General features: G+C 70.3%; 9 protein-coding genes. 5 read left to right on the forward strand and 4 right to left on the reverse strand.

Going from position 1 to position 7,831, the window contains the following annotated elements:
- The coding region (locus ACOADB_RS23925; protein ID WP_378604668.1) for a DsbA family oxidoreductase at positions 1-596 on the reverse strand (596 nt) is incomplete at its 3' end.
- Positions 597-738: 142 nt separating this feature from the next.
- Here ACOADB_RS23925 and ACOADB_RS23930 point away from each other — a divergent pair.
- From ACOADB_RS23930 to ACOADB_RS23945, 4 genes are all read left to right on the forward strand, one after another.
- Positions 739-1,662 (forward strand): ABC transporter ATP-binding protein, encoded by a 924-nt coding sequence (locus tag ACOADB_RS23930; RefSeq protein ID WP_378604671.1) that lies wholly within the window; start codon positions 739-741, stop codon positions 1,660-1,662.
- Complete coding sequence (locus ACOADB_RS23935; RefSeq protein WP_378604674.1) at positions 1,659-2,477, forward strand: ABC transporter permease; 819 nt, start codon at positions 1,659-1,661, stop codon at positions 2,475-2,477. Before ACOADB_RS23930 ends, ACOADB_RS23935 begins: the two co-directional genes overlap by 4 nt.
- A gap of 3 nt (positions 2,478-2,480) precedes the next feature.
- Complete coding sequence (locus tag ACOADB_RS23940; protein ID WP_378604677.1) at positions 2,481-3,311, forward strand: ABC transporter permease; 831 nt, start codon at positions 2,481-2,483, stop codon at positions 3,309-3,311.
- Positions 3,312-3,382: 71 nt separating this feature from the next.
- Complete coding sequence (locus ACOADB_RS23945; protein WP_378604680.1) at positions 3,383-3,817, forward strand: EamA family transporter; 435 nt, start codon at positions 3,383-3,385, stop codon at positions 3,815-3,817.
- Here the strand turns inward: ACOADB_RS23945 and ACOADB_RS23950 are convergent.
- Genes ACOADB_RS23950 through ACOADB_RS23960 form a run of 3 tightly spaced genes read right to left on the reverse strand, consistent with a single transcriptional unit; the run spans position 3,807 to position 7,341 of the window.
- A complete protein-coding gene (locus ACOADB_RS23950; RefSeq protein WP_378604683.1) occupies positions 3,807-5,000 on the reverse strand; it encodes an acetate kinase in 1,194 nt (397 codons plus the stop codon). The genes ACOADB_RS23945 and ACOADB_RS23950 overlap by 11 nt on opposite strands.
- Positions 4,997-7,057, reverse strand: a complete 2,061-nt coding sequence (gene pta / locus ACOADB_RS23955) for a phosphate acetyltransferase (RefSeq protein WP_378604686.1) — start codon at positions 7,055-7,057, stop codon at positions 4,997-4,999. Before pta ends, ACOADB_RS23950 begins: the two co-directional genes overlap by 4 nt.
- Positions 7,057-7,341 carry a helix-turn-helix domain-containing protein gene (locus ACOADB_RS23960; protein ID WP_378604689.1) on the reverse strand — a complete coding sequence of 95 codons (285 nt, stop codon included), beginning with the start codon at positions 7,339-7,341 and terminating at the stop codon, positions 7,057-7,059. The genes pta and ACOADB_RS23960 overlap by 1 nt, the downstream gene beginning before the upstream one ends.
- Before the next feature lie 157 nt (positions 7,342-7,498).
- Between ACOADB_RS23960 and ACOADB_RS23965 the strand changes: the two genes are divergently transcribed.
- A complete protein-coding gene (locus ACOADB_RS23965) occupies positions 7,499-7,828 on the forward strand; it encodes a DUF6907 domain-containing protein (RefSeq protein WP_378604693.1) in 330 nt (109 codons plus the stop codon).
- Positions 7,829-7,831 lie beyond the last annotated feature (3 nt).

Consider the following 7,831-nt stretch of genomic DNA (forward strand, 5'->3'; position numbering starts at 1 on the left):
ACCTCGGTCGGCTGCGCCCCGGAGATCCCGAACCGCCCGTCGATGACGAAGAACGGGACGCCACTGGCGCCGTACGCCCGCGCCTGCGCGATGTCGGCCATCACCTCGTCGCGGTACTCCTTGCTGGCGAGCACCTCGTCCACGCGAGCGGCGTCCAGCCCGGCCTTCGCGGCCGCCGCCCGCAGCACGTCGTGGTCGCCGAGCGACTCACCGCGGGAGAAGTACGACGCCAGCAGCTCCTCGAGCAGCGCGTGCTGGAGCTCGTGGTCCTTCGCGAGGTGCAGCAGCCGGTGGGCGTTGAGCGTGCGGGTGTGCGTGGCGTCGGCGTAGTCGAACTCCAGCCCCTCGGCGGCGGCGAGGTCATCGACGTTCGCCATCATCGCCCGGGTGCCGGCCTCGTCCTTGCCGTACTTGCGCCCCAGCGCCTGCGCGATGCTCTCGGTGCCGACCTCGGGCGCGAAGGGGTCGAGCTCGAAGGAGCGGTAGACCAGCTCGATGTCCTCGCCGTGCTCGAAGCCACCGACGGCCTTCTCCAGCCGGCGCTTGCCGATGTAGCACCACGGACACACGACGTCAGCCCAGATCTCGATACGCACGTGGGGTCGAACAACGAGCGCTTCGGGGTTGTTCCGGCGCCGCGGACCCCGGGACCCCTGAGGGACCTCAGGGTCCGGTCAGGGGTGGTTCAGGGGATCTGCCCGACGCGGTGGACGCCCCCGGACCGCGAGTCTTCTCGACATGATCACAGTCGAGTCACTCTCCAAGTCCTACGGCAGCTTCAAGGCCGTCGACGACGTGTCGTTCACCGCGCAGCCGGGCCGGGTCACCGGGTTCCTCGGCCCCAACGGTGCCGGCAAGTCGACCACCATGCGCGTCATGGTCGGCCTGACCGCACCGGGCAGCGGCGACGTCCGCGTGCTCGGCCGCCGGTTCCGCGACCTGCCCGACCCGGGCCGCGAGGTCGGCGTCCTCCTGGACGCCTCCGCGCAGCACGCCGGTCGCACCGGCCGCGAGATCCTCACCATCGCCGCCCTGACCATGGGCCTGCCCCGCACCCGCGTCGACGAGATGCTCGAGCGGGTCAGCCTGACGCCGGACGAGGCCAGCCGCCGGGTCCGCAACTACTCCCTCGGCATGCGCCAGCGCCTCGGCATCGGTACCGCCCTGCTGGGCAACCCGCAGGTGCTGATCCTCGACGAGCCCGCCAACGGCCTCGACCCCGCCGGCATCCGCTGGATGCGTGACCTGCTCCGTGGCTTCGCGGACGACGGCGGCACCGTGCTGCTGTCCTCCCACCTGCTGCACGAGATCGAGGTCATCGCCGACGACATCGTCGTGATCGGCAACGGCCGGATCGTCGCCCAGGGCACCAAGGACGAACTGCTCGCCGGCGCCGGCACCCTGGTCCGTGCGACCGACGGCGTCGCCCTGGCCACCGCCCTGACGGCTGCCGGCATCACTGCCCGCCCGACCTCGGGCGGCGCCGTGCTGGCCGAGGCCGAGCTCGCCCGCGTCGGCCAGGCCGCGTTCGCTGCCGGCATCCCCGTCACCGAGCTCCGCGCCGCCGAAGGCGCCGGCCTCGAGGAGATGTTCCTCGCGCTCACGGCCGAGAGCCAGCGCGACGTCGCGAGCCACACCGACCACGAAGGAGCAGCGGCATGACCGCCACCACCCTCGCCCCCCGGGACGTCGTGGCGCCGAGCCGCACGGACGTCCGTCCCGCCCCTCCACGGATCCCGTTCACCCGGGTGCTCAACGTCGAGCTCCGCAAGATGTTCGACACCCGCTCGGGGTTCTGGTTGATGGCGAGCATCGTCATCGCCTCCGTGATCGCGACCGTGCTCACGATCGTCCTCGGCGATCGCGAGGACCTCACCTTCGACTCGTTCGCCGCCGCGGTGGGCAGCCCCATGTCGATCCTGCTGCCGATCATCGGCGTGCTCGCGGTGACCAGCGAGTGGAGCCAGCGCACGGCACTGACCACCTTCACGCTGGTGCCGAACCGTCGTACCGTCCTGGGCGCGAAGCTGCTCAACACCCTGGTCATCGGCGCCGTGTCGATGCTGGTGGCCCTCGGCGTGGGTGCGGTCGGCAACCTGGTCACCGCGGCGATCAACGGCACCGACCCGGTGTGGGACATCGCAGGTTCGACCTTCGCCCAGATCGTGCTCGCCAACGAGCTCGGCATGCTCCTCGGCTTCGCGCTGGGCCTGCTGTTCCGCAACTCGCCGGCCGCGATCGTCGGCTACTTCGTCGTCAACCTGGTGCTCCCCGGCCTCTCGGGCGCACTCGGCGCGGCGCAGGAGTGGTGGGCCGACAACGCCGGATGGTTCGACCTGAACCAGACCCGCTTCCTGCTGTTCGACACCAACCTCACCGGCCAGGAGTGGACGCAGCTCGGCTTCACGTCGCTGCTCTGGATCGTGCTGCCGCTCGCAATCGGCCTGCGCCTGGTGCTGCGCTCCGAGGTGAAGTGAGCCATGACCGACACCACCGTGGGCGTCCGCACGGGCGTGGGCGCGGCGCCGGCCGCCGTCGTTCCCGCCCGTGCCGTCCCCGCAGCCACGCCGTTCCGCCGCGTGCTCAACGTGGAGCTGCGCAAGATGTTCGACACCCGCTCGGGCACCTGGTTGATGGTGAGCGTCGCGGCGCTCTCGGTCATCGCGACCGCTGCGGTGATCGTGTTCGCCCCCGACGACCAGATCACCTACGAGAGCTTCGCGACGGCGATCGGCTTCCCCATGTCGATCATCCTGCCGATGATCGCGATCCTCGGCGTCACGAGCGAGTGGAGCCAGCGCAGCGGCCTCACCACGTTCACCCTCGTGCCCAGCCGGGGCCGGGTGATCGCGGCGAAGGCCACCGCCACCTTCCTGGTCGGTGTCGTCTCGATGGCCGTCGCCTTCGCGGTCGGCGCCCTCGGCAACCTCGTCGGATCCGCCGTCGTCGGTCTCGACACGGTCTGGAACATCCCCTTCGCGACCGTTCCGCAGATCGTGCTGGGCAACCTGGTGGGCATGGCGATCGGCTTCACCCTCGGCGTCGTCCTGCGCAACTCCCCGGCCGCGATCGTCGGCTACTTCGTGGTGTCCCTGGTGATGCCGGGCATCCTCGTCCTGCTGGCCGAGGTGCGCGACTGGTTCTCGGACCTGCAGCCGTGGATCGACTGGAACACCAGTCAGGTCAACCTCTTCGAGGGTGCCACCGACACCGCCAAGGAATGGGCGATGCTCGGCTCCACGGCGGCCATCTGGATCGTGGTGCCGCTGGTCATCGGCGTGTGGTTCCTGCGCCGCTCCGAGGTGAAGTGATCCGGAGCCGATAACGTCATACGTCCCGAGGGTGCTCGCCCTCGGGACGTATGACGTTGCGGAGGTGTCCGGTGGAGCTGACCTCGACCTGGTGGTTCTGGGCGCTCCTGTCCGCCGTGTTCGCGGCGCTGACCGCGATCTTCGCGAAGGTGGGCGTCAAGGAGGTCGACTCCGATGTCGCCACCTTCATCCGCACGATCGTCATCCTGCTGACCCTCGGCCTGATCCTGGTCGCGCTCGGCAAGTTCCACTCCCCCGGCGACCTGAGCAGCAGGACGTGGATCTTCCTCGTGCTCTCCGGCCTCGCCACCGGAGCCTCGTGGATCTGCTACTTCCGCGCGCTCAAGCTCGGCGACGCCTCCTTGGTCGCGCCGGTCGACAAGCTCAGCGTCGTGCTCGTCGCGATCTTCGGCGTGGCCCTGCTCGGCGAGTCCCTCTCGGGCCTGCAGTGGCTCGGCGTCGCGCTCGTCGGCGGCGGCGCCGTGCTGCTCGTGATCAGCGGTTGACGACCTCGGCCGCCTGGCGGGCGATCTCCAGCTCTTCATTCGTCGGTACGACGAGCACCCGCACCCGCGAGCCCGGGGTCGCGACGTCACGCGCGGTCCGGCCGGGCGCCGCATTGGCGTCGAGGTCGAGCTCGATCCCCAGCACCTCCAGCCCGGCGAGCGCCCGGGCGCGCACCGGTGCGGAGTTCTCCCCCACCCCGGCGGTGAAGACGACGGCGTCGACCCGACCGAGTGCGGCGGTGTAGGCGCCGACGTACTTGCGCAGGCGGTAGCAGTAGACGTCGAGCGCCTGCTCGGCCGCAGCGTCACCGCCCTCGGCGGCAGCGACGAGGTCACGCATGTCCTGTCGACCCGACAGCCCCAGGACCCCCGACCGCTTGTTGAGCAGGTCGTCGATGTCATCGATGTCCATGCCTGCGGTCCGGGCCAGGTGGAAGACGATGGCCGGGTCGACGTCACCGCTGCGCGTGCCCATCACGAGGCCCTCGAGCGGGGTCAGGCCCATCGACGTGTCGACGGACTCGCCGCCGCGGACGGCGGTCGCGGACGCCCCGTTGCCGAGGTGCAGCACGATCACGTTGGCATCGGCCGGTGCGCGGCCCAGCAGGCGCGCGGCCTCCCGCGAGACGTAGGCGTGCGAGGTCCCGTGGAACCCGTAGCGACGGACCCGGTGCTCGCGTGCCACCTCGGCGTCGATCGCGTAGGTGTACGCACGGGCCGGCATCGTGCTGTGGAAGGAGGTGTCGAAGACCGCGACGTGCGGCAGGTCCGGGAACTCAGCGCGGGCCACCCGGATCCCCGCCAGGTTGGCCGGGTTGTGCAGCGGCGCCAGGTCGACCAGCTCGGTCACGACCCGCACCACGTCGTCGTCGATGACGACCGGGCGGCCGTACTCCTCTCCGCCCTGCACCACGCGATGCCCGACGGCGATCAGGCCGACCTCGTGCAGCTGGGGTCCGTGGGCGCCGAACGCCTCCGTCATCAGTGCCATGGCAGCCTCGTGATCGGGTACGACGCGGTCGAGGACGAACTTCTCCCCCTGCACCTCGTGCGTGATCACCCCGCCCGCCGCACCGATCCGCTCGACGAGGCCGGTCGCGAGCACGTCACCGTCCACGGCATCGACGACCTGGTACTTCAACGACGAGGAGCCGGAGTTGACCACCAGCACCCGGGTCGTCATGACGGGCCCTGCGCCTGGATCGCGGTGATCGCGACGGTGTTGACGATGTCCTGCACGAGCGCACCTCGTGACAGGTCGTTGACCGGCTTGCGCAGGCCCTGCAGCACCGGACCGACGGCCACGGCACCGGCGGAGCGCTGCACGGCCTTGTAGGTGTTGTTGCCCGTGTTGAGGTCCGGGAAGATGAAGACCGTCGCCTTGCCCGCGACCTCGGAGTCCGGGAGCTTCGTCTTCGCGACCGACAGGTCGACGGCCGCGTCGTACTGGATCGGGCCGTCGACGACGAGGTGCGGCGCCCTCGCGTGCACCAGTTCGGTCGCCTTGCGCACCTTGTCGACGTCGGCTCCGGATCCGGACTCGCCCGTCGAGTAGGACAGCATCGCGATCCGCGGCGTCACGCCGAACAGGGCGGCCGTCGCCGCCGAGGAGATCGCGATGTCGGCCAGCTGCTCGGCGGTCGGGTCCGGGTTGACGGCGCAGTCGCCGTAGACGAGGACCCGGTCCTCCAGGCACATGAAGAACACCGAGGACACGATCGAGACACCCTCGACGGTCTTCACGATCTCGAACGACGGCTTGATGGTGTGCGCGGTGGTGTGCCGGGCACCCGAGACCATGCCGTCGGCCAGGCCGAGGTGCACCATCAGGGTGCCGAAGTAGGAGACGTCGGAGACGATCTCTCGGGCCCGGTCGACCGTCATCCCCTTGGCTGCCCGCAGCTCCGCGTAGACGCCGGCGAAGCGGTCACGCAGCTCGGGATCCGTCGGTGACAGCACCTTCGCGGCCGCCAGGTCGAGGCCGAGCTCGCTGCCGCGGGCGCGGACTGCCGCCTCGTCGCCGAGGATGGTCAGGTCCGCGACCTCGCGGGCGAGCAGGGTGCTCGCGGCCCGCAGGATCCGGTCGTCGTCACCCTCCGGCAGTACGACGTGTCGTCGGTCGGCACGGGCACGTTCGATGAGGTCGTACTCGAACATCAGCGGCGTGACGACCTCCGCCCGTGGCACGTTCACCGCCGCCAGCAGGGCCGCACCGTCCACGTGCTGGGTGAAGGTCGAGCGGGCCGTGTCGAGCTTGCGCTGCGAGCCGGTCGACAGCAGCCCCTTCGTCTCGGCCACCCGACGCGTCGCGTCGAAGGTGCCGAGCGAGGTGGTGACGATCGGCAGTCGCTGGCCCCGCCCGCCGATCAGGCGTCGTACCGAATCGGAGGGGAGGTAGCCGCCGTTGAGGATCAGGCCGGCCAGCGATGCGAAGCCCTCGGCCGCGTGGGCAGCGACCATCGCGAGGACGACGTCCGAGCGGTCACCCGGGACGACCACGATCGCGCCGTCCACGAGACGATCGAGGACGTGCTCCATCGTCATGCCGCCGACGATGATGTGCTCGGCCTCGCGCTCGAGCAGCTCGGGATCACCGGCGAGCAACGCGCCGTCCACGGCCTCGACCAGGTCACCGAGGGTGGGCGCCGACAGCAGTGGGACGTTCGGCATCACCCAGGTCGGGACCGTGACGCCTTCGAGCGCCGCCTTCACCGCGTCCAGCTCCGCCGGGTCGGCCCGGTTGGCAACCACGGCCACGACCTCGGCGTGCCCGGCGCGGAGCTCCGCGGTCGCGATGTCGACCATCTGGCGTACGTCGCCGGCGTGGCGCTGCACGGCGGAGACGACCAGCACGACAGCGGATCCGAGGTTGGCGGCGATCCGCGCGTTGTAGGCCAGCTCGGCCGGCCCGGCGATGTCGGTGTAGTCCGACCCGACGATCACGACCACGTCGCAGAGGTCCTCGATGCGGCGATAGCGCTCGATGATCCGCGCCAGGGCGGCCTCCGGGTCGGCGTGGACGTCGTCGTAGGTGACCCCGATGCACTGGTCGTAGTCCAGGTCGACCCCGTCGTGCCCGAGCAACAGGGTGAGCACGGAGTCGCTGTGCTCGTCGGCACGGGCGATCGGCCGGAAGACGCCGACCCGGACCTGGGCCGCGAAGAGCTCGACGAGTCCGAGAGCGACGGACGACTTGCCGGTGTGGCCCTCCGGGGAGGTGACGTAGACGCTGCGCGCCATCAGCGCTGGCCTTCGAGGACCTCGGGATCGAAGTCCGGCAGGAGGTCGACCAGCGGGACCTCGAGCACCTGGCTGAGCGAGAGCAGCGTGTTCAGTCGCGGGTTCATCGGCGTACCGGGGCGGGACTCGCCCTTCTCGAACTTCTGGTACGTGTAACCCGCCAGCCCGGCCAGGTGCGCCACGCGTTCCTGGCTCAGGTCCTTGGCCACCCGGGCCCGGTGCAGGTTGTGCCCCAGCTCGCGCGCGTAGGTCTCCCACGTGAAGTCTGTTCGCCTGGTTGCCACGCCCATCATCATTCGCACCCACCCACCTGTTTGCGACCATACGCGTATGGTTTTGATTCGAGAACTGGCGGATCTGTGGACAACGAACGCTCCGACGGCGCCGATGTCGACGGTCTCCCGTACGTTCCAGGACTCGACGACGACTTGGGGGTGGCACGTGACGGGCAGCAGCTCACCGACCTGGCTCGACGAGCCGTGCCCGCCGTGGTGCGTGCGCGCCCACGAGGAGGACGACCACCCCGAGGATCGTTACCACCAGAGCGAGCCGTCGCTGTTCGCCGCCATCGCCGGCTCCGGCGACCAGGTCCCGATGACCGCCTCGCTGGCGTCCCTGACCCTGGGCATCCACCTCGGCCGCCACGTCGGCGAGGCCCGCTCGTGGGTGGTGATCGAGTCCCTCGAGACCCGTCATCCGCGCCTGGTCCTCACCGAGGAGGCCGCCGTGGCGCTGCACCAGCAGCTGGAGCAGCAGCTGGCTCGGCTGTGAACG

The sequence above is a fragment of the Nocardioides sp. CPCC 206348 genome (genome assembly GCF_048654705.1).
GTDB lineage: Bacteria > Actinomycetota > Actinomycetes > Propionibacteriales > Nocardioidaceae > Nocardioides.